Genomic DNA, 20,959 nt, shown 5'->3' with positions numbered 1-20,959 from the left:
ATATATAAACTATTTTATGGTGTTTATTAATATTTTTTCATGTTTGGAAATATCCATAATAAGTAGAGATGTCCACAAGCGGAAATACGTATTGCCGTTGAAAAGGCGATAGACGGTAATCATTGATTGACTGGTGGCGGCAGGCGGTGAACCTGCCGCTCCGGCGGCGTTACTGTGCTTCAAGCCATTCGGGCAGATCGTTGAGCCCCATGGCCTGCCGTACCAGCACCGGTTTGACCCCAGGCAGCGTATCCGCCAGCTTCAGGCCGATATCACGCAGCAGTTTCCCCGCTGGATGGGAGCCTGCAAACAGGGTGCGGAACCCCTGCATACTCGCCAGCATCAGGGCGGCGCTGTGTTTACGGCGGCGCTCATAGCGGCGCAGGTACAGATGCTGGCCGATATCCTTGCCTTGTGATTGCAGCCGTTTTAATTCGGCTATCAATTCCGCCGCATCCATAAACCCGAGGTTTACCCCCTGACCTGCGAGCGGATGGATGGTATGGGCGGCGTCGCCAATCAAGGCCAATCGGTGGGCGGCAAAACTGCGGGCGTAGCGGGCCGTCAACGGGAACGTCTGGCGCTCGCTTTCCAATTGGCAGCGGCCGAGACGCATATCGAAACTCATCGCCAGCTGTTTGCAGAAACTGTCGATATCCGCTTCTTTCATGATCTGAGCCTGCTCCGGCGGCAACGACCAGACGATGGAGCAAAGATGCGGATCGCTCAGCGGCAGAAACGCCAGAATGCCGTCGCTGTGGAAGACCTGACTGGCGACGGCGTGATGCGGCCGCTCGGTGCGGATATTGGCAACCAACGCATGGTGGCCGTAATCCCAGAATGTCAGCGGGATATCCGCATGTTGGCGTAGCCAGGAGTGTGCGCCGTCCGCTGCGACCATTAGCCGGGCAGTCAGCATATTGCCATCCTGGAGCGTGATGAAGACTTCGTTCTCGCCCCATGCCACCTGCTGCAAACCGGCGGACGCCATCAGGGTGATGTCTCGCGAGCGGGCTGCCTGTTGCCACAGCGACCACTGGATAACATCGTTTTCCACGATATGCCCAAGACGCGAAAAACCGAAATCCTCACCGCTAAAGCTGATGTTGCCGAAACTGTCCTTGTCCCAGACATACATGTTGTTGTAAGGGCTGATACGCTGCGTGGCGATGTCCGGCCAGACGTTGAGGCGGGTTAACAACGCTTCGCTGGCGGCGTTGATGGCTGAAACACGCAACGTGCGCTCGTCGCCTGACGGGGGATGAGCGGCCGACTGCTTTTCCAACACCGCTATGCTCAAACCGCTGCCAGCAAGACCGCAGGCCAGCGCCAGACCTACCATGCCGCCGCCGGCGATTACCACATCGAATGATTGCATAACACCTGAATTCCTGTTTGTTGTCCGCTTATCGGGCTACCCAACCCAGTGTACGGCGTGCCAGTGCGTCGCGCAGTGGCGGGAGATTGTTCATGGTCATCAACCCCAGATTTCTTGCTACCGCCAATGGTAAACAGCGATTGGCGAAGAGGCGAACCAACCCATCGGTGATGCTGACGGTGGCATGCTGATCAGGCTGACGGCGTTGCTGGTAACGCTGTAAAACAGCGGCGCTGCCGGGATCTTCGCCGCGATCGGCGGCCTGCACAATGGTTTCTGCCAGCGTCATGATATCCCTCAACCCGAGGTTGAACCCCTGGCCGGCGATAGGGTGCAGCGTCTGGGCTGCATTGCCGACCACCGCCAGACGGTGAGTGATATGGCGATTGGCCGTAATCAGATTAAGCGGATAGCTGTGACGTTCGCCGACGTGGGTGAATTGCCCCAGTCGCCAGCCGAACGCCTGTTGCAGCCGCTGGAGAAATTCGTCGTCGTTCCAGCCGTTCACCGCAGACTGGAGCGCCAACGGGTGGCACCAGACCAGCGAGCTTCGGCCCTGGCTCATCGGTAATAGCGCCAGCGGACCCTGCTCGGTGAAGCGCTCATAAGCCCGGCCCTGATGGGGGAGCGCGGTGGCGACGTTGGCGATCACCGCCACCTGTTCATACGCATGCTGTTGCCACTGGATGCCTGCATCCTGCGCCAGTTTTGAACGGGAGCCGTCTGCAGCAACCAGTAGATGGCCATCGAGCTGGGCGCCGTTATCCAGCGTCAGGGATACGCCGTCATGCCTGCGCGCCATGTTCACTACATTGGCAGGACAGTACATCTCTACCCCTGGTGCTTTTTGCAGTTGCGTGAAGAGTTGGCGACCGGCGTCGTGCAATTCGATGACATGGCCGAGCGCCGGGACATGGTAATCCCGGGCGTGCAGCCAAACACGGCAGGCATGCCCCCGGTCGCTGACATGAATACGGGTGATTGGGGTGGCGAACGGCGCCAGTGCGGGCCAGACGCCGATATGCGCCAACTGCTGACAAGTGCCTTGCGCCAGGGCGATGGCGCGGGCGTCGAAACCGGGATGCTGCCGTTCGAGCGGCGACCGTGCTTCAATCAATGCGACCGGCACGTTGCCGCTGGACAGATGGGAAATCGCCAGCGCCAACGTGGCGCCAGCCATGCCGCCGCCGACGATCAGCACCGTCATGACGCGGTTCCCGCTGCGCGCGCCATCAGCGCTTCGATAGCGTCCGGGTCTTTAACCACTCCGGCGGTCAGCACTTCGTTGCCGTTGGCGGTAATGACGATGTCGTCCTCAATACGGATGCCGATGCCGCGGTATTCCGCCGGGACGTCCGCATCCGGCGCGATGTACAGCCCCGGTTCGACGGTCAGCACCATGCCCGGTTCCAGAATACGTCCGCGATCGCTGGAGCCATAATCGCCTACATCATGTACGTCAAGGCCGAGCCAGTGGCTCAAACCATGCATAAAGAATGGGCGATGAGCCTGATCCGCCAGCAGGTTTTCCACATCGCCCTGCAGGATGCCGAGCCGGATTAACCCTCTGAGCATGATGCGTACCACTTCTTCATTCACTTCGCGGATACTCCGCCCCGGTGCGAACAGTTCGATAGCGCGCACTTCGGATGCCAGCACGATGTCGTAGATGGCGCGTTGTGCTGGTGTGAAGCGCCCATTGACCGGGAACGTGCGGGTGATATCTCCAGCGTATCCCTGGTATTCGCAACCGGCGTCGATCAGCACCAGATCACCGTCGCGCATCGGGCTTTCATTTTCGGTGTAATGCAGGATACAGGCGTTTTCGCCGCTGCCGACGATGGTGTTGTAAGACGGGTAACGGGCGCCGTGGCGGTTGAATTCGTGGTGGATTTCACCCTCTAACTGGTATTCGAACATGCCGGGCCGGCATTTTTCCATCGCCCGGGTATGCGCCAGCGCGGAAATCTCCCCGGCGCGGCGCATGACGTCAACTTCCAGCGGTGATTTGAACAACCGCATTTCATGTACCCATGGGCGCCAGTCTGTCAGCGTGGCAGGGGCGCGGAACCCCTTGCGGCTTCCCTGGCGCAGGGTTTCCAGCGCAGCGAAGACCAGCTTGTCGGCATGAGCATATTCGCCCTGTGCGTGGTAGACCACATCCAGGCCGTTGAGCAGTAGATGTAATTGTTCGCTGATTTCACCGAACGGTAATGCGCGATCAACACTCAGCTTCGCCGGAGCGGCTTCCTGGCCAAGTCGGCGGCCAAACCAGATTTCAGCGGTGACATCCCGTATGCGGTTGAACAGCACGCTGTGGTGATGGTGATCGTCGCTTTTTATCAGCAGTAACGCCGCTTCCGGTTCATTGAAGCCAGTGAAGTACCAGAAGTCGCTGTTCTGGCGATAGGGGTAGTCGCTGTCGGCGTTGCGTTGCGCTTCCGGTGCGGCAAACAGAATGGCAGCACTGCCCGGAACCATTTTTTCCAGCAACGCCAGACGGCGGCGGAGATATTCTTGTTGATTCATTACCTGCTCCAGAATCCTCGGCAATCAGGCTGCGCGTTAGTGCAGCGTCGGCTTATTCTGTACCGGCGCCGTGGCGGTAGGGTGATTGAATTCGTTATGGCACATGATGGCGGCTACGCGCACATATTCGATCACTTCTTCCAGCGATTGTTCCAGCTCTTCCTTATCTTCGTCTTCGTCATAACCCAATTGGGCGATGTTACGCAGATCGTCGATCGCTTCTTTAATTTCGCCTTGTGCTTTATCGAGCCGTGGCTGCACGACCCCCATCCCCAGCAAGAAATGGTTTACCCAACCGGCCAGCGCGTCGGCGCGGTCAAACACGCTAACGTGCTCGAGCGTATCGTCCGGCAGGAACAACTGGAACAGGAAGCCGTCATCCTCCAGCGTATCCCGAGTTACCTGATAGATTTGCTGGAGCGGCTGCGCCAGCGTTTGAGGGAACGCGAGACTGTCGTTGGTTAGTTCGAACGTCAGTGTTTTCCAGCTTTCATCGTGGTTGCCGCCGCACAGGATGCCGCTGATCAGACCGTGCATTTCTGCGGCGGTCAAAGCAACCTGGTGTTGGTGCAGAAGCTGGTCGATGGCTTCATAGCCAGGGAGTGTATTCTGTATAGACATATGCATTCGTCGTCGTTGGCAGGACATCGTGTTATGCTACCACCAAGCTCTGTCGCTATACCAGAAAGGGCTTGTATCTTCTATTTGGGATGGATATAGTAGCGCCCGCTTTTTACCAGCCTGACATTTCGGGCCATACGGTAAACACCCTTTTATGCGGGCGCGAAACGAAATAAGGCAGGAAGGTGACATGTCTGCACAACCGGTAGATATTCAAATTTTTGGCCGTTCGTTAAGAGTGAATTGTCCGCCAGAACAGCAGGATGCGCTGAATCAGGCTGCGGAGGATCTTAACCAGCGGTTGCAAGATCTCAAAGTTCGCACTAGAGTCACAAACACGGAGCAATTGGTGTTCATCGCGGCGCTTAACGTGTGCCACGAACTGGCCCAGGAGCGGATGAAAACCCGCGATTACGCCGCCAACATGGAACAGCGTATTCGCATGCTGCAGCAGACGATTGAACAAGCGTTGTTGGAGCAAGGCCGAATTACTGAACGTCAAGGTTCGCAGTTTGAGTAGTCTGTCGCGTTTTGACAAAAGTATGGCTAACAAAATGCTGCCGAACGTGTTAGGGTAACGGCAGTTAAAGAACAAAATTTCTCTGAGATGTTTGTCGGCGGACGAGTCCCCTGAGCCGATATTTCAAACTTAAAGAATGTAGCGTAATGTAGTTGGTGAGCATGCTCGGTTCGTCCGAGAAGCCTTAAAATTGCAGCGTTGCGTTCACCTTGAACCAAGGGTTCAAGGGTTATAGTCTGCGGCGGCATCTCGGAGATTCCCTTCTCGCTTTCTCTCAACTTTATATTCCACACGGCGATCATTGCCTATGTGCTCTATCCCTTCTCAGGATGTTCTTTCCATTTCGTTATCGCGTCAGTCTATACGTCAGAACGTTCGTCAATGCCGGCGTGCGCTTAGCGCAGAACAGCAGCAGATATTCGCTTTACAGGTTGCAGATAAAGTTATGGCGCATGAGCGCCTGGCAAAAGCCCAGCGGGTGGCGGTTTTTCTCTCGTTTGACGGTGAACTGGATACCCAGCCATTGATTCAGGCGTTGTGGCAGCAGCGTAAGCAGGTTTATCTGCCGGTATTGCACCCGTTTTGCTCCGGGCACCTGCTGTTCCTGCGCTACGAGCCTGATACGGAACTGGTGATCAATCGCCTTAAGATCCGCGAACCGCGCCTGGATGTGCGCCAGGTTTTGCCCTCTTACCAGTTAGATGTGTTATTAACACCGCTGGTAGCGTTTGATCGGCAGGGGCAGAGATTGGGCATGGGCGGCGGATTCTATGACCGCACATTGCAGCACTGGCGGCAACGCGGCCCTTATCCGATCGGCCTGGCGCACGATTGCCAGCAAGTGGAATCGCTCCCTGCCGAAAGCTGGGATATTCCCCTGCCGGAAATCATTACGCCTTCTCGCTATTGGCGGTGGTGAGTGGTCTTTTCCTGAGCGTCCTGTCCCAGCATTTGTTGCACCAATTCTACACAGCGCAGGAAACGGCTGTCGTAATCGGATTCCGTGACGTGGACATAGGGGACATGATTTTCCGCCAACATACTTTTCAACAGATCCTGGAATTCCTTGCGGTCTGCGGCATTACCGAGGCTGCGTAGCCCGTCCGCCACCCATGGCGTGTTGTTTTCCAGTAAAATGACCAGATCAAAGCGGTACTCTTCGATCAACGCCTGAACAAACGGATGTTCGCGGCCTTCGTATTTTTTGCAGAATGCCTGGGTCGAAATGAAGTCAGTGTCGATAAAAGCCACTTTGTTAGCAAATTTAACTGCAAAATCAATATATTGTGCATGACCGATGGCGATTTTGTCATAATCTGAATACTGCAGAGCTATCTCGTTTCCCCCCAGATGGGAGAAGACATAATCGCGGCCATATTCCCAGGCGCTGGTGGTATTAAAGATATTGGCCAGCTTATTGACCAACGTTGATTTCCCGCTTGACTCTCCCCCGAGGATCGCTACGGTGCGGACAAAAAACGGCTTTACTTCAGTGGGGATGTATTCCCAATAACGGAACGGGTTCTGACGAATTTGCGCACCGCTGATATTCATAAATGAACGTTTGGGGTCGACCAATACGGTTTCGATGCCCAGATGTTCTTTGTACTGTGGCGCATCCTGCTCTTCGCTGGTGTAGACATAACTGGGGTCGACGCCTTGTTCCGTCATAAACTTTTTGATGCCTTGGCTCCAGATATCCCAACCGTGTGGATAGGGTTCCATGCCCTGTTCGTTAAACGCATGGATATGAATGTTTTTCTGATATTTGAACGTTTGCAGCAGCCAGCGTAAGCGGTCGCTGACTGTGGGTTGTTGGGACATGGAACTGTTTTCGAACAGCAGGCGATCGCGCGGTTCATCGTATCCCAGAATGACATGCAGCTCGTCAACTTGGCTGCAGGCGCGCTGAATCAAATAAATATGCCCGGTATGCAACGGATAAAATTTACCAAACACGACGCCGACGTTTTTCTGGTGATAAGGAAATTCCAGCTCTAGAAAACGATGCAACGACTCCAGCTTTTGCGCACTTGGGCTTTTAATCTTCGCATTAAGTAATTGACTTAGATATCCTTTTGTCATGCCAGCGGCGTCGGCGACCTGTTGCAGGGTGCATCCTTTCTGCCTGATGGCCGTTTTCAGGTAATCGTAGGGGGACATGTCTGACGCTCCGGTTTAACTCGCTGAACAAAATAGCATAGAGGCTCTGGGACGATCCAAAATAAACCTTACAGTTCATCAAGGATAGCGAGCGCGTCCGACAGTTTTTTTACGCCGAACACCTGCATGCCGGCAGGCGGTTTTTTGGGATTATTGGCAAAAGGTACGATGGCGCGTTTGAAACCATGCTTGGCGGCTTCGGCGATACGCTCCTGCCCGCTGGGAACCGGGCGGATTTCTCCTGCTAACCCCACTTCGCCGAACACCACCAGATCATGCGGCAACGGACGGTCGCGCAAGCTGGAAACCAGTGACAGCAGTAATGCCAGGTCGGCGCTGGTTTCCGTCACTTTGACGCCGCCGACCACGTTGACGAAGACATCCTGATCCGCCATTTGCAGCCCGCCGTGGCGATGTAGCACCGCCAGCAGAATGGCCAACCGGTTTTGCTCCAGCCCAACGGCCACGCGGCGCGGATTGGCCATCATGGAGTGATCCACCAGCGCCTGAATCTCCACCAGCAGCGGGCGCGTTCCTTCCCAGACCACCATGACTGAACTGCCGGGCGTCATTTCGTCGCCGCGGCTGAGGAAGATGGCCGAAGGGTTGTTGACTTCGCGCAGACCTTGTTCTGTCATGGCGAATACGCCCAGTTCGTTGACGGCGCCAAAACGGTTCTTGTGGCTGCGCAAGGTACGAAAACGAGAATCGGCATCGCCATCCAGCAATACCGAGCAGTCAATGCAGTGCTCCAGCACTTTCGGCCCGGCCAGTGTCCCGTCTTTGGTGACGTGTCCCACCATGATGATGGCGACGCCGCGCGTTTTGGCGAATCGCGTCAGATAGGCGGCGGTTTCCCGTACCTGCGCCACGCTACCGGGGGATGATTGGATATCGGCCAAATGCATCACCTGGATGGAGTCGATCACCATCAGCCTAGGTTGTTCCTGTTCGGCGATCAGGCAAATCTGTTCTATGCTGGTTTCCGACAGCATATTGATGTGCTGGGCTGGCAGGCCGAGGCGGTGCGCCCGCATCGCCACCTGTTGCAGCGATTCTTCGCCGGTAACGTAAAGCGTTTTCATCTGCCCGGCGAGTTTACTCAGGGTTTGCAATAACAGCGTACTTTTCCCTGCGCCAGGGTTGCCGCCGATCAGAATGGCGCTGCCCGGCACCACGCCGCCGCCCAAAACCCGATCGAACTCCAGGAAACCGGTGGAAAAACGGGGCAATTCTTCCAGGCTGATCTCGGAGAGTTTCTGCACTTTGCTGATGTTGCCGCCGTCCCCGGCATAGCCGGAAAAACGATCACTGCGCGCCGAACCGACTGCTGCCGCCAGTCTAACTTCGGTAATGGTGTTCCAGGCGTGACAGGCGCTGCACTGGCCCTGCCAGCGTGGGTAGTCGGCACCGCATTCATTACAAACGAAGGCGCGTTTGACGGCTTTTGCCACAGCGTTCTCCCGTTAACTTTTTTCGTGTCGCAGACTGCCGCTCAGAATACAGAGCACACCGGTTAGATCGGCATGGCGAATACTGACCGCACTTTGCTCGTTCACCTTGGGCTTAGCGTGATAAGCAATCCCCAGGCCGGCCGCTTTGATCATCAGCAAATCGTTGGCGCCATCGCCGATGGCGATTGTCTGTGCTGATGGGATAGCCAGCTTGTCCGTCAGTTGCTTCAGCGTGTATGCCTTGTATTTTGCATCGACGATCTGGCCGACCACTTCGCCGGTCAGTTTGCCGTCGCGCATGCCCATTTCGTTGGCGACTGCGGCTACCAGCCCCAGTTTTTGGCGCAGGTGGTCGGCAAAATAGGTGAACCCGCCGGAGGCGATCGCGACGTGCCAGCCCGCCTCTTGCAGTTGGCGCACCATGGTTTCCAGCCCCGGCATCAACGGCAGCGTGTCCAGCACCTGACGCAGAATATTGGCGTCGGCGTCTTTTAGGGTGGCGACGCGCTGGCGCAGACTGGCGGAAAAATCCAGTTCGCCGCGCATGGCGCGCTCCGTCACTTCCGCCACCATTTCACCGGTACCTGCCAGTTTGGCGATTTCATCGATACATTCTATTTGAATCGCGGTGGAGTCCATATCCATTACCAGCAGGCCGGGCGCGCGTAGGCTGGGGGTATCACCCATCGGCGCGACATCCAGCCCCAGTTCATGGGCGGCTTTGGTGATGCGCGGGGTCAGGGTGCCCGCTAACCGAACCACCTGATAGTCCGCGACGTTCCAGGCGCTGACGATCACCAGCGGGTCGTCCAGACGGCGTTGCACGCGGGAAAGCAGATACTTGTCGAGCACGTCGCCGTACATCAGCCAGCCGGTATTGCCTGCACGGTAGTCCAGCGGCATGACTTCGTCGCCGCTCAGAGACAGCGGGAGATTTGGCCAGCAGGAGATCTCATCGGGCAGATCGCGATAGGTCAAATGGTTCGACATGGGGTAAATCCTTTCCAGCGGGTAACGGTGGGTTGAAGGTGTGGATGGCTGCACTGGGCGCCCATAAATCAACGCAACAAGCTATCCTATCGTCAACGCTTCTGGCAACATTAAAGTATCCAAATTGCGCAGGTATTCCCATGGTTCGGGCTCGGATAAAGTTTCGCTTACATCGTACTGCGATTGTGTTGATTTGCCTGGCGCTGCTGGTGGTTTTGCTGCAGGGCGTGTCCTATTTCAGTCTGAGTCATCAGATGGCGCGTTCGGAGCAGGTCGAAGAACTGGCGCGTACACTCACACGGCAAGTCGCATTCAGCCTGACGCCGCTGCTGGAAGGCAACGGCGACAACACTGGGCGGATCGAAGAAACGCTGCGACAACTGACCACCCATAGCCGGATTCTGGATGTGGCGCTCTATCAGCAGGATGGTACGTTGATCGCGCGGGCGGGCGAGCAGATAAATGTGCGTGATCGACTGGCGCTGGATGGCAATCGTGCCGGCAGCTATTTCAATCATCAACTGGTTGAGCCGGTCAACGGCAAGGATGGGCCGCTCGGATTTCTACGCATTACGCTTGATACCCATGTGCTGGCGACGGAAGCCCGGCAGGTAGACAACACCACCAATATTCTGCGGCTAATGCTGCTGCTGGCGCTGGCGATCGGTATTATTCTCGCCCGGACGTTGCTGCAACACCGCCGCTCTCGCTGGCAACAATCGCCTTATTTACTGACGGCCAATACACCGGTGCGGGACGAGGACGAGCCGGTGTCGGAAACATCGTCCTCAGAGCCGCCGAAAATGCCCTGAAACCCGGCGCCTAGCCCTTGCGCGCCGTCAGGAATAGCCGGGGGTAGGCCAGCAGGCAGCTGCCATCCCGACGCGCGGGATAAGCCTGTTGTAGATGTACTTGATAATGTTGTAAAAACGCTTGCTGTTCTTCTTTATCTAATCGGGTCAGAAATGGCCGTAATCCCGTACCTTTCAACCATTCAATAATCGCCAATGGGCCGCTCATGACGTGATAGTAAGTCGTGCGCCAGATATCGGCTTCGCATCCGTTACCGACGAGCAGATCGTAATAATATTCCGGGTCAGACAACGGCTGGCGGATGTGATCGACATCGGCGAATTTGTCCCGCCACGGGCCGGCCAGCGCGGTCTGGCGCATTAACCGGTGCGTAGGTTGTTCCAATGTGTCCGGCATCTGTACCGCCAGTATGCCGCCCGGTGCGAGCTGGCGTAGCAGGTGGGGAAACAACCGGTCGTGATCGTCGAGCCATTGCAGCGATGCGTTGGCAAAGATCAAATCCTGCGGTTTTTCCGGCTGCCAGTGTGCAATGTCTGCCAGTTGGAAGGTGCAGCCCGGCAAACGCCGGTGAGCCTGTTCGAGCATGGCGGCCGAGTTATCCAGACCGGTGATTTCGGCATGCGGCCAGGCCTGCCGTAGCAGTTCGGTGCTATTGCCGGGGCCGCAGCCCAGATCGGTGATGCGAATAATATCGTGATGAATGATACGGGAGACGAGTTCAAGGGCCGGGCGTGTGCGCTCGCTGGCGAAACGCAGATACAGTTCGGGATTCCAGTCTTGCATGGCTGATCCTCCAGGATGTGGAGCAAGCAGGTGAGATCAAAGGATAAATGAAGCGTGATGATGTTGTCATTCACGGGAAAATAGCGACGCACGATGTGACGGCGCCGTCGTTGCATGCGCAGGCCTGCTTGTGCTGAAACGCTTGCCATGGCTGTTGTCGCGCGTCGATGTTCCCCATCCTGCGCTGAACACAATCGGTAATATGGTTGGCTGCCTGGCGGTGGATTGTGTATCGACGGTAAATCGGGGAAAATAAGCGGCTATGTTGCCTGTCATTAAGTAAGCCTGCCTGAGGGTCATCGCGTGTAAAATTCGGTATTGGCGTTGTTGCCATAGATGGAGGTGTTTATACCACTGTGGCCTGACTGATTTGGCATAAGACAGCATTATGTCTTTACTTTCCGCTTTGCCTGGCGTGTGCGCGATGTTGACGCTGGGTGATTAACTATGAAGAAGCCTGAATAACATGTCTCCAAGTGAATATGCTCGCGAAGTCTCGAAACGGCGGACTTTCGCTATTATTTCCCACCCTGACGCCGGTAAAACCACCATTACTGAAAAGGTTCTGCTGTTCGGACAGGCCATCCAGGTCGCCGGTACGGTAAAAGGTCGCGGTTCCAACCAGCATGCCAAGTCGGACTGGATGGAAATGGAAAAACAGCGCGGGATATCGATTACCACCTCGGTGATGCAGTTCCCGTATCGTGAGTCGCTGGTCAACCTGCTAGATACTCCTGGGCATGAAGACTTTTCGGAAGATACGTACCGCACGCTGACGGCGGTGGACTGCTGCCTGATGGTGATCGACGCTGCCAAGGGCGTTGAGGATCGCACCCGTAAACTGATGGAAGTGACGCGCCTACGTGATACGCCAATCCTGACTTTCATGAATAAACTGGATCGTGACATTCGCGATCCGATGGAATTGCTGGATGAAGTGGAAAACGAACTGAACATCGCCTGTGCGCCGATCACCTGGCCGATCGGCTGCGGTAAGTTGTTCAAAGGGGTGTACCACCTCTACAAGGATGAAACCTATCTCTATCAAAGCGGTATGGGTCATACCATCCAGGAAGTGCGTATCGTCAAGGGGCTGGATAACCCGGAGCTGGAGCGAGCGGTGGGCGAGGATTTGGCCGCCCAGTTACGCGAAGAACTGGCGTTGGTGAAAGGCGCGTCCCATGAGTTTGAGCTGGATGCGTTTTTGGAGGGGGAGTTAACGCCGGTCTTTTTCGGTACCGCGCTGGGTAACTTCGGCGTCGACCACATGCTGGACGGTCTGGTGGCCTGGGCGCCTGCGCCGATGCCGCGTCAGACTGACGCGCGTGTGGTGAGCGCCGATGAAGAGAAATTCAGCGGTTTTGTGTTCAAGATTCAGGCCAATATGGATCCGAAACACCGCGACCGAGTGGCATTCATGCGTGTGGTTTCCGGCCGTTACGAAAAAGGGATGAAACTGCGTCAGGTGCGCACTGGCAAGGATGTCATCATCTCCGATGCGTTGACGTTCATGGCGGGCGACCGCTCCCATGTGGAAGAGGCGTATCCGGGCGATATCATCGGGTTGCACAACCACGGCACGATTCAGATTGGCGATACCTTCACCCAGGGCGAGGATCTGAAGTTTACTGGTATCCCGAACTTTGCGCCGGAACTGTTCCGCCGCATCCGGCTGCGTGATCCGCTCAAACAGAAACAGCTGCTGAAAGGGCTGGTACAGCTGTCGGAAGAAGGCGCGGTGCAGGTGTTCCGCCCGCTGATCAACAATGATCTGATCGTAGGCGCGGTCGGCGTGCTGCAGTTTGACGTCGTGGTATCCCGTCTCAAAACCGAATACAACGTGGAAGCGGTGTATGAATCGGTGAACGTGTCCACCGCCCGTTGGGTGGAGTGCGGCGATGCGAAGAAACTCGAGGAATTCAAGCGTAAGAACGAATTGCATCTGGCGCTGGATGGCGGCGACAACCTGACGTATGTCGCGCCGACCATGGTGAACCTCAACCTGACGCAGGAACGTTACCCAGACGTGCAGTTCCACAAAACCCGCGAACATTAATATTAATCGCCCGCGACGGCCCGCTTCTGTTAGCGGGTCATTCGTGCGGGGCCCCTGTCACGCTGCCGCTCCGGCGGCGTTATTCATGATCCTCATTTGGACAGATAACTCTTAAAGTGCCGCTTCTCCGTCGGTTTTCGGACTTTACGTCTGGGTTTTCCACCCCATTTTTTTATAGTTAGCCTGCTGTGTTTTTCCCATTGAAGGTTCTGTAGTCAGTGTAATGCATTGTTATTAATGGTTTTAATGGTCGGTTTATTGAACGCAGGCCGAAGCAAAACCGCTGACTGTCTATAACGCCTGTCATCGACAGGTATCACGATAAGGAAACTGTCCAATGAAGAAACTAATCCTGATTCCTACCATGGTGGTTGTTGCTTTGAGCGCAGTGCTGGCGGCGAATGCGGCGTTGACGGACGTACCGCCGGCGGTACGGCAGGCGGCAGATAACGTTGGTAACAGTGTGAACCGTACCGTACAACAGGCATCGGCATTTGTGGATGACAGCACCGTGACGGCAAAAGTGAAAAGCGCGTTGCTGGAGGACGACATTCTGAATAGCAACGAAATTTCGGTTGCCACCCATCAAGGTTTAGTCACCCTGAGCGGGTTCGTCGCCAACCAGTCGATGGCGGTTCGTGCGGTGAAGGTGGCTTCCCATATTGAAGGAGTCCAATCAGTGAGTGATAAATTGCAGGTCACGACGACGGGAGAGCAGTCAGTGGGTGCTTACACTGAAGATGCGATGACCACCGGCGCCGTTAAGATCAAGCTGCTGACGGACGACATCGTGCCGTTTCACAACGTACGGGTGGAAACGCGAGACGGCGTGGTGCTGCTGACGGGGCGGGTGAATAACGGTACCCAATCAGAACGTGCCGAAACCCTGGCCAAATCGGTGGATGGCGTGAAAAGCGTGAAAAATGCGCTGACGGTGAGATCGTGACCGTAACGTCATTGAGGATCCAGGGATAGAAAATATGTTTCGTTGGGGCGTGGTATGTCTTTTGATTGCGGCGATAGCCGCTGTACTGGGGTTTGGTTGGCTGGCAGGGACTGCCGCCACTGTAGCCAAAATTCTGTTCGCCGTCGGCATCTTGTTGTTCCTGATTAGCCTGTTCTTCAGCCCTCGCCAACGTTGAGTGCTTCCCTGTGATAATGCTGAATCGCCGTGAATGAAACGTTCGGCACGACAAGCCTGTCCCGACGATATTTTCGCCTTGTCGGGCTGGTCGCTGCCGGTGTCATACAGGCATCGCTTGCTAGCCATATTGCTGTCATCTCGCTGCGACACACTCCTTGCGTTGTCGCATCAATTCACCCAGGAGACATCCATGAATAACGACATTGTGATGGGAAAATGGAAGCAGTGGAAAGGCGCTTTCTGGGAATGGTGGGCGGAATGGGTGGACAGCGATGAAGCCTGGCTTTCGGGCAACAACGCTTTTCTGTCGGGTGTGATGCAGGAGCATTACGGAAAAGAGCAGGAACAGGTATCCTCGGAGCATGACACTTTGCACTGAGAGGGCATACCTTGCTGCACGATGTACCTGAGGCGACCGCCAATGCGGATGATGCGCAAAACATCGCCGCAGATTTTATCGATACGCACTGCCATTTCGATTTTCCCCCTTTTATCGGCGATGAAGCCGTCAGCCTGGCGCAGGCCGCTCAGTCCGGCGTTCACCGTCTTGTCGTGCCCGCTGTCGCCGCTGGTTATTTCGATCGTATTCTGGCACTGAGCCAACGCTGGCCGGCGCTGTATGCCGCGCTGGGGTTACATCCGTTGTATGTGGCCGATCATCGTGATGAACACTTGAACCAACTGGAAGTGCTGTTGAAACAGCGTTCTTTGCGGTTGGTGGCAGTGGGGGAGATCGGGCTGGATCTTTACATGCCGGAGCCCTGCTTCGCGCGGCAACAGGAACTGCTCGCCGCGCAGCTTAGACTGGCGGCGAAATATGATTTGCCGGTGATCCTTCATTCCCGACGTAGCCATGAGCCGCTGGCGCGGATGCTGCGTCGCTGTCTGGTGCCTCGAACTGGCGTGGTACACGGTTTTGCCGGCAGCTACGAGCAGGCGATGGCGTTTATCCGTTTGGGGTATTTCATCGGCGTGGGCGGCACCATCACCTATCCCCGCGCCAGCAAAACGCGGCAGGCGATCGCCCGTTTGCCGCTCGATAGCCTAGTGCTGGAAACCGATGCGCCGGATATGCCCGTCTATGGTTTTCAGGGGCAGCCTAACCGGCCGGAGCGCATTACTGCCGTATTCGCCACGCTGTGCGAGCTGCGTCCCGAATGGCCGCAGGTCATCGCCGGTACGCTGTTGGCCAATTCGCAGCGGCTGTTTGCTTTTTCCGATGCTGAGCATGAGCCTGCACGATGACACGTACCGTGTGGCGCGTTGTGTCGTGAAACAGCGGATCGCTGCGTCTGTGTGATGATATGAAAAAAAATGATTCCGCTCCGAATAATCCCCGGCGTAATCGTGATGGGAATGAATAATGTCATTCATAAGACGGAATCGGCAGATAAAAGTAATAAAGTTTATTTTTTGCCTCCTTCATCCCTCCAAAATTGTATGTATTTGTGATGCAAATCGGCTACCTTGCATAGCCGATTATTCATTATTGGTATATCTAGCGGTGCCGTTATTGCCCCGGACGTGTTGAGAGTACGAGGGATCGTTGATATGAAATGCTTAATGCGTCTGGTTGGTAGGGGACATTCATTCTTATTACCGTGTATTCGTTGGCGACAATGTCCGAGCGGCGAAGGGCTGGCGGCAGGGATGGCCGAAAAATGGCGGGCGCGAAAGCCGGCCTGTTGGCATTTATTGCACCGATTGCTTTACTTAATGGTATCTCCGGCGCAGCGGGGAGCCGGCCTGGGTTCCCACGGCTGTCACCGGTGATGGCTGCCGCCGGAAGCGTTATGGACATACCTGCTGACGGCATTCCCTGACGACGTATCAATAAAAGAAGCCAGGACGACCACCTTCTTTTATCAGTCAATACCGGGTCGTCAGTGAAGTGCGATGAGCATACGCCGGCACGTCAGGACGTCTATGTCGGTTGTTGCTCCCGCTAGGATCATGATTGCAGGACGCTTGCTGGCGCGGTAATCGATGCGGTATCCCGGGGAGTTGGACACTTTCCCTGCGGTACGCCAATACCGGACGTGTAGCGCCCGGTTGACGAGTGTAGTGATATGCTGTCTTCATTTATCAAAGAAATAGAATGGTTGGCATTCCACCAGACAGACGGCGGCAGCCTTTATCCAGGGGTCAGCGCCCGCTGTAATTTCCACCTATCGGCCTATCGTGACGATCTGTTTTTCCGTGCCGGTATTCCTTTTACGCCGGAAATGGTGCGCTCGGTACCTAAACGAAGAGCGGAGTATCTGGCGGGGCGCTATCTGGCGCGTGAAGTATTGTCCCGGTTAGGGACGGACGATTTTATCCTCACCCATTCTCCGGATCGTTCCCCCGTGTGGCCGGAACATGTCGTCGGTTCTCTGAGTCATAACGTCGACAATGTGCTGTGTGCCGCCCATTTGCGTCACCATAGCGAATCCTGCATTGGGCTGGACATTGAAACGCTGATGAGCGACGAGCGGGCCAACAACTTGTGGCCGGGCATCGCCGACGAGATCGAATACGATTGGCTGCACACCCACCCTCTGCTGACGTTTTCCGACGTGTTGACACTAAATTTTTCCGCCAAGGAAAGCTTGTACAAAGCGCTATATCCTCGGGTCAGGCGCTATTTCGATTTTTTGGATGTCAGAATGGTGGCGCTGGATACTGCCCGGCAATCCTTTACGTTGCAATTGTTGATCACGCTATCGTCGGATTATCCGGCAGGGCGCTGTTTTAGCGGGAGCTACCAACTGCGGGAGAAAGACGTTACTACTTTTCTGTTTTGCTGAGTATGGCGTGCGTGCCACATAGGGGGCTCCTGGGCCGGTCGTCCGTGCTTCACCGGGAAACACAACGTTCGGGGATGCCGGGTGGGGCAATAGAGGATGTAAGGAAGCGCTCACTCGCCGAGCTTGAATGGATAACTGATGGATGATTAAGGAGTCTCTGGATGAAGATGGCAGGGAATACCCTACTGATTACCGGCGGTGGTTCAGGGATCGGCGCCGGGTTGGCGGCGGCGTTTCATGCTTGCGGCAATCAGGTGATTATCGCCGGGCGTAGTGAAGAACGTTTGAAACGGGTAACGGCAGCGCATCCCGGCATGGCGTACCGGTTGCTGGATCAACGCGATGCGGAAGCGATACCGATGTTTGTCCGCCGTCTGACGGCGGATTACCCGCAGTTGAATGTGCTGATTAATAATGCCGGCATCCAGCGGCGCGAGGATGTTGTCCGCCAGGATCAGCAAGTTGTATCGGAGACGCTAGCGACTAATCTGCAGGGGCCGATTCTGTTGACCGGCGCTCTACTACCGCATCTGTTGGCGCAGCCGTCCGGTGCGATCCTGAATGTCACCTCTGAACTGGCGTTTGTGCCGCAGGCGATCACGCCCACCTATTGTGCGAGCAAAGCCGCATTGCATGCGTATAGCGAGGCGCTGCGTTGCCAGTTGCAGGGCCGCGCGCTGCAAGTGATCGAAATTATTCCGCCCTGGGTACAAACCGGGTTGCAAGGCGAATGGGGGTTCGATTCCAATGCAATGCCGCTGCAGGCATTTATTGATGAAACCTTTTCATTACTATCACAATACCCTAACGCGGAAGAGATTGTGGTGTCTCGGGCGCGAGCGTTTCGCCTTGCCGAGCGTAACGGTCAATATCATCAGTTATTCCATGAGTTTAATCGTAAATAGCCGAGGGATAACGGGCATTCTGACGGGGGAGCGCCGCGCCTTAATGATTAATACGGTTTGATTGTTTTCATATGTAATCTTTCGTGTCCTTTGGTGTTGTCGGGGTGGGCAAATGCCTGAAAAGTCGTGATTCACTTTAGGATTTTCACTGGGCATATTTATGGTTTTTTCTATTTATACTTATAATTCAATGCCTTGATTTTTCATTGTTCCTATGAGCTCCTTTTTCCCCGTTTTTAACGTCCTGTTCCCTCTTGCCGATAATAAGCCGTGGCGTGTTTTATTTATGCCGATAAGAAACCACCTTCATAAGGAAAAGAATGATGGATACTGTAGCGTTTTCTGCCGATTCCCCTCGTGTATCGTTCTGGCATAACTGGAAACTGATGCCACTGTTCAGCACGATTATTGTCGTTATTCTGCTTCTGTTTGCTGTGGCGATTAGCTTTTCCGTGCATTTTCTTATGCGCAGCAATAACTCGCTGAATGACGTCACGGCGGAAATTCAGGTACGCCTCGGCGTGTCAAATAGCTCCAACCATCTGCGCACGGCACGCCTGATGATTATTCAAGCGGCGTCGGCCGCTAAAGACGGCGACAAGGATACCGCCGCCAGCAGTATCCAGCAGGCGGAAGGCCGCCTGAAACAATCCGCCGACAGCTTCTCTACCTATCAGAACCGCGAAGTAAAAACGCCCGCTGATGCGGCGTTGGATGATTCGTTGCAGCAGCGTTACAACGACTACGTCAACAATGGCGTCAGGCCGATGTTGGAGGCGGTAAAAGCCGGGCGTTTCGACGATGTCACTGCGCTGGAGTGGAAGCAGACTCGTAAGTTGGATCTGGCCTACAACGACGTGTTGTTGAAGGTGGTGGCGATTCGCACCCAGCGGGCGGAAGCGCTGAATAAAACGGCACAACAGGAATCCAGTCTTGGCTATAGCGTAATGGCGGCCAGTTTTGTGGTGGCGGTGTTGGTCTCCCTGTTTACCTATTTGTGTTTGCGCCGGGTGGTGATCCAGCCCATGCGCTCCCTGGTTACTCGTATCGAGCATATCGCCAATGGTGATCTCACGATGCCGATGGCGCAATGGGGGCGCAGCGAAATCGGGCAACTGGGTCACTACCTGCAGAACATGCAGGCATCATTGGTGAAAACCGTGAGCAATGTGCGCCACGGTGTTGAAGCGATTTATCAGGGCATTACCGAGATTTCCGCCGGTAATACCGACCTGTCTTCCCGCACGGAAGAACAGGCTTCCGCACTGGAGCAAACCGCCGCCAGCATGGAGCAACTGACATCCACCGTGAAGCACAACGCGGATAATGCCAACCATGCCAGTCAATTGGCGGGTAATGCGTCCGGCAAAGCGCGTCAGGGGGGGAACCTCGTGGATGGTGTGGTAAAAACCATGAGCAACATCCACCAGAGTTCGAAGAAAATTTCTGAAATCACCAATATCATCAATGGCATCGCTTTCCAGACCAATATTCTGGCGCTTAATGCTGCGGTAGAAGCGGCGCGGGCGGGCGAGCAAGGGCGCGGGTTCGCCGTGGTAGCCGGGGAAGTCCGTTCACTGGCGCAGCGTAGCGCGCAGGCGGCCAAAGAGATCGAAGGGTTGATTACCGAATCCGTGACGCTGGTGGAGACGGGCTCCGATCAGGTGGAACGGGCCGGCGAAACCATGCAGGAAATCGTCAATGCGGTGACGAGTGTGACGGACATCATGGCGGAGATTTCGGTGGCATCTCAGGAGCAGAGCAAAGGCATTGGGCAGGTCGGTCAGGCGATCAATTCGATTGACAGTGTCACCCAGCAGAATGCCGCGTTGGTGGAGGAGGCTACGGCCGCCGCCGCATCGCTGGCGGAGCAGGCGGCAGGGCTGAACGAAGCGGTATCGGTATTCCGTATTAGCAACCAACCTCGCACGTTGGGCGCCATCAACACGCCACGTCCGGCTCCGGTTGCTCCCAAAGCAGCCGCATTGCCGAAAACAGCAGGTGTGGCGAAAGTAAAATCAGGCAGTGAGGATGATTGGGAAACATTCTGATCATTGTCGATGCGAGGTTTCAGGACACGGGCAGCTCTAGCTGCCCGTTGTCATTAATACCGGTGAAAGGCCGGGCGCCGGTGAAGTGGCCGACGTCACCTTTCGGGTGGGCGCAAATCCGGATGGCGGGCGTCGCGATCGTTGAGTGACTCATGCCTGTTTCAGCTATACAGAGTTTGACTGAGTTCGCAGCGAACTGGCAATGCTGTGCCATACTTGCAACATATTCTGGTCGGCATACCGGTGTCCTTGCGGATCCCGCCGCGGTTTACCGCGCGTTGTAGGTGACGTCGGGCAGGGTGGATTGGGCTATCGATATACCCGTCATACTTCAAGTCGCAGGTGCGTTGGCTGCCCTTGCTCACCCCAGTCACTGACTTGAGTAAGCTCCTGGGGATTCACTCGGTTGCCGTCTGCCTGCCACTCGAATTATTTTGGGTATATATCAATACTCTCATGCTCCTCTATTCCCATTTCTGGCATTAATCTGATGGGAATAACCTCATGGAGAAAGGATCATCCCTTTATATACCAAGAGATGGCGTTGCATTTTTTGCCGATGAGTCAGGCAGTGTGGCTCAATACGACCTGAATATCAGGTCGTCTCCCGTTAATTATTCGTGTCGCGGGTGCTGCTTCAAAAAGCCGCGATGAAAGTGGACGTCGACGCGCAGAATTAGATGCGTCGAATAAAAATGCCGCGTATGCCCTGTTATCCCGTCCTTGCCGATTTAGGGGAGCAGCCGTTGATATATTTACGCCG

The 20,959-nt window shown here is 55.5% G+C and carries 20 protein-coding genes and 1 other RNA gene; 12 read left to right on the top strand and 9 right to left on the bottom strand.

Annotation, left to right across the window (positions count from 1 at the left end; genetic code table 11):
• Window positions 1-169: 169 nt before the first annotated feature.
• The 4 genes from ubiI to HEP82_RS09155 are packed head-to-tail and all read right to left on the bottom strand — an operon-like array spanning window position 170 to window position 4,528.
• Window positions 170-1,378, bottom strand: a complete 1,209-nt coding sequence (ubiI, locus tag HEP82_RS09170; RefSeq protein ID WP_192457785.1) for an FAD-dependent 2-octaprenylphenol hydroxylase — start codon at window positions 1,376-1,378, stop codon at window positions 170-172.
• Window positions 1,379-1,406: 28 nt separating this feature from the next.
• Window positions 1,407-2,585 carry a 2-octaprenyl-6-methoxyphenyl hydroxylase gene (gene ubiH / locus HEP82_RS09165; RefSeq protein WP_192457784.1) on the bottom strand — a complete coding sequence of 393 codons (1,179 nt, stop codon included), beginning with the start codon at window positions 2,583-2,585 and terminating at the stop codon, window positions 1,407-1,409.
• On the bottom strand, window positions 2,582-3,907 hold the full coding sequence (pepP, locus tag HEP82_RS09160) for a Xaa-Pro aminopeptidase (RefSeq protein WP_192457783.1): 1,326 nt from the start codon (window positions 3,905-3,907) through the stop codon (window positions 2,582-2,584). The genes ubiH and pepP overlap by 4 nt, the downstream gene beginning before the upstream one ends.
• A 36-nt stretch (window positions 3,908-3,943) precedes the next feature.
• Complete coding sequence (locus tag HEP82_RS09155) at window positions 3,944-4,528, bottom strand: YecA/YgfB family protein (RefSeq protein ID WP_192457782.1); 585 nt, start codon at window positions 4,526-4,528, stop codon at window positions 3,944-3,946.
• Between the two features lie 190 nt (window positions 4,529-4,718).
• On the opposite strand from HEP82_RS09155, the gene zapA reads away from it, so the two are divergent.
• From zapA to HEP82_RS09140, 3 genes are all read left to right on the top strand, one after another.
• The gene (gene zapA, locus HEP82_RS09150; protein WP_015855131.1) at window positions 4,719-5,048 is read left to right on the top strand and encodes a cell division protein ZapA; all 330 of its coding nucleotides are present in this window, start codon (window positions 4,719-4,721) and stop codon (window positions 5,046-5,048) included.
• 76 nt (window positions 5,049-5,124) lie between these two features.
• Window positions 5,125-5,308, top strand: a non-coding RNA gene (gene ssrS, locus HEP82_RS09145) — 6S RNA.
• A gap of 47 nt (window positions 5,309-5,355) precedes the next feature.
• Window positions 5,356-5,967 (top strand): 5-formyltetrahydrofolate cyclo-ligase, encoded by a 612-nt coding sequence (locus tag HEP82_RS09140; RefSeq protein WP_192457781.1) that lies wholly within the window; start codon window positions 5,356-5,358, stop codon window positions 5,965-5,967.
• Here HEP82_RS09140 and nadR read toward each other — a convergent pair.
• From nadR to serB, 3 genes are all read right to left on the bottom strand, one after another.
• The gene (gene nadR, locus HEP82_RS09135; RefSeq protein WP_192457780.1) at window positions 5,952-7,211 is read right to left on the bottom strand and encodes a multifunctional transcriptional regulator/nicotinamide-nucleotide adenylyltransferase/ribosylnicotinamide kinase NadR; all 1,260 of its coding nucleotides are present in this window, start codon (window positions 7,209-7,211) and stop codon (window positions 5,952-5,954) included. The two genes, HEP82_RS09140 and nadR, sit on opposite strands and share 16 nt — an antisense overlap.
• Window positions 7,212-7,279: 68 nt before the next feature.
• Window positions 7,280-8,665 carry a DNA repair protein RadA gene (gene radA, locus HEP82_RS09130; protein ID WP_192457779.1) on the bottom strand — a complete coding sequence of 462 codons (1,386 nt, stop codon included), beginning with the start codon at window positions 8,663-8,665 and terminating at the stop codon, window positions 7,280-7,282.
• 12 nt (window positions 8,666-8,677) lie between these two features.
• Window positions 8,678-9,655, bottom strand: coding sequence for a phosphoserine phosphatase (gene serB, locus HEP82_RS09125; protein ID WP_192457778.1), 978 nt, complete (start codon window positions 9,653-9,655; stop codon window positions 8,678-8,680).
• Between the two features lie 140 nt (window positions 9,656-9,795).
• On the opposite strand from serB, the gene HEP82_RS09120 reads away from it, so the two are divergent.
• A complete protein-coding gene (locus HEP82_RS09120) occupies window positions 9,796-10,467 on the top strand; it encodes a YtjB family periplasmic protein (protein ID WP_192457777.1) in 672 nt (223 codons plus the stop codon).
• 10 nt (window positions 10,468-10,477) lie between these two features.
• On the opposite strand, the gene tam is transcribed toward HEP82_RS09120, so the two are convergent.
• Window positions 10,478-11,251, bottom strand: coding sequence for a trans-aconitate 2-methyltransferase (gene tam, locus HEP82_RS09115; RefSeq protein WP_192457776.1), 774 nt, complete (start codon window positions 11,249-11,251; stop codon window positions 10,478-10,480).
• Between the two features lie 466 nt (window positions 11,252-11,717).
• On the opposite strand from tam, the gene prfC reads away from it, so the two are divergent.
• From prfC to HEP82_RS09075, 8 genes are all read left to right on the top strand, one after another.
• A complete protein-coding gene (gene prfC / locus HEP82_RS09110; protein WP_192457775.1) occupies window positions 11,718-13,307 on the top strand; it encodes a peptide chain release factor 3 in 1,590 nt (529 codons plus the stop codon).
• Window positions 13,308-13,644: 337 nt separating this feature from the next.
• The gene (gene osmY, locus HEP82_RS09105; protein ID WP_192457774.1) at window positions 13,645-14,253 is read left to right on the top strand and encodes a molecular chaperone OsmY; all 609 of its coding nucleotides are present in this window, start codon (window positions 13,645-13,647) and stop codon (window positions 14,251-14,253) included.
• Window positions 14,254-14,287: 34 nt separating this feature from the next.
• Window positions 14,288-14,449 (top strand): DUF1328 domain-containing protein, encoded by a 162-nt coding sequence (locus HEP82_RS09100; RefSeq protein WP_192457773.1) that lies wholly within the window; start codon window positions 14,288-14,290, stop codon window positions 14,447-14,449.
• A 192-nt stretch (window positions 14,450-14,641) separates the two neighbouring features.
• A complete protein-coding gene (locus HEP82_RS09095) occupies window positions 14,642-14,830 on the top strand; it encodes a CsbD family protein (protein ID WP_015855121.1) in 189 nt (62 codons plus the stop codon).
• A gap of 14 nt (window positions 14,831-14,844) precedes the next feature.
• Window positions 14,845-15,696, top strand: a complete 852-nt coding sequence (locus tag HEP82_RS09090) for a TatD family hydrolase (protein ID WP_225622396.1) — start codon at window positions 14,845-14,847, stop codon at window positions 15,694-15,696.
• Window positions 15,697-16,520: 824 nt separating this feature from the next.
• Complete coding sequence (locus tag HEP82_RS09085; RefSeq protein ID WP_192457772.1) at window positions 16,521-17,240, top strand: 4'-phosphopantetheinyl transferase family protein; 720 nt, start codon at window positions 16,521-16,523, stop codon at window positions 17,238-17,240.
• A 161-nt stretch (window positions 17,241-17,401) separates the two neighbouring features.
• The gene (locus HEP82_RS09080; protein WP_192457771.1) at window positions 17,402-18,145 is read left to right on the top strand and encodes an SDR family oxidoreductase; all 744 of its coding nucleotides are present in this window, start codon (window positions 17,402-17,404) and stop codon (window positions 18,143-18,145) included.
• A 323-nt stretch (window positions 18,146-18,468) separates the two neighbouring features.
• Window positions 18,469-20,196, top strand: a complete 1,728-nt coding sequence (locus HEP82_RS09075) for a methyl-accepting chemotaxis protein (RefSeq protein ID WP_192457799.1) — start codon at window positions 18,469-18,471, stop codon at window positions 20,194-20,196.
• Window positions 20,197-20,215: 19 nt separating this feature from the next.
• On the opposite strand, the gene HEP82_RS20110 is transcribed toward HEP82_RS09075, so the two are convergent.
• Window positions 20,216-20,350, bottom strand: a complete 135-nt coding sequence (locus HEP82_RS20110) for a hypothetical protein (RefSeq protein WP_269150418.1) — start codon at window positions 20,348-20,350, stop codon at window positions 20,216-20,218.
• Between the last annotated feature and the right edge of the window lie 609 nt (window positions 20,351-20,959).

The sequence above is a fragment of the Musicola keenii genome, from assembly GCF_014855505.1.
Lineage (GTDB): Bacteria > Pseudomonadota > Gammaproteobacteria > Enterobacterales > Enterobacteriaceae > Musicola > Musicola paradisiaca.
This window is presented reverse-complemented; position numbering and strand designations above follow the sequence as displayed.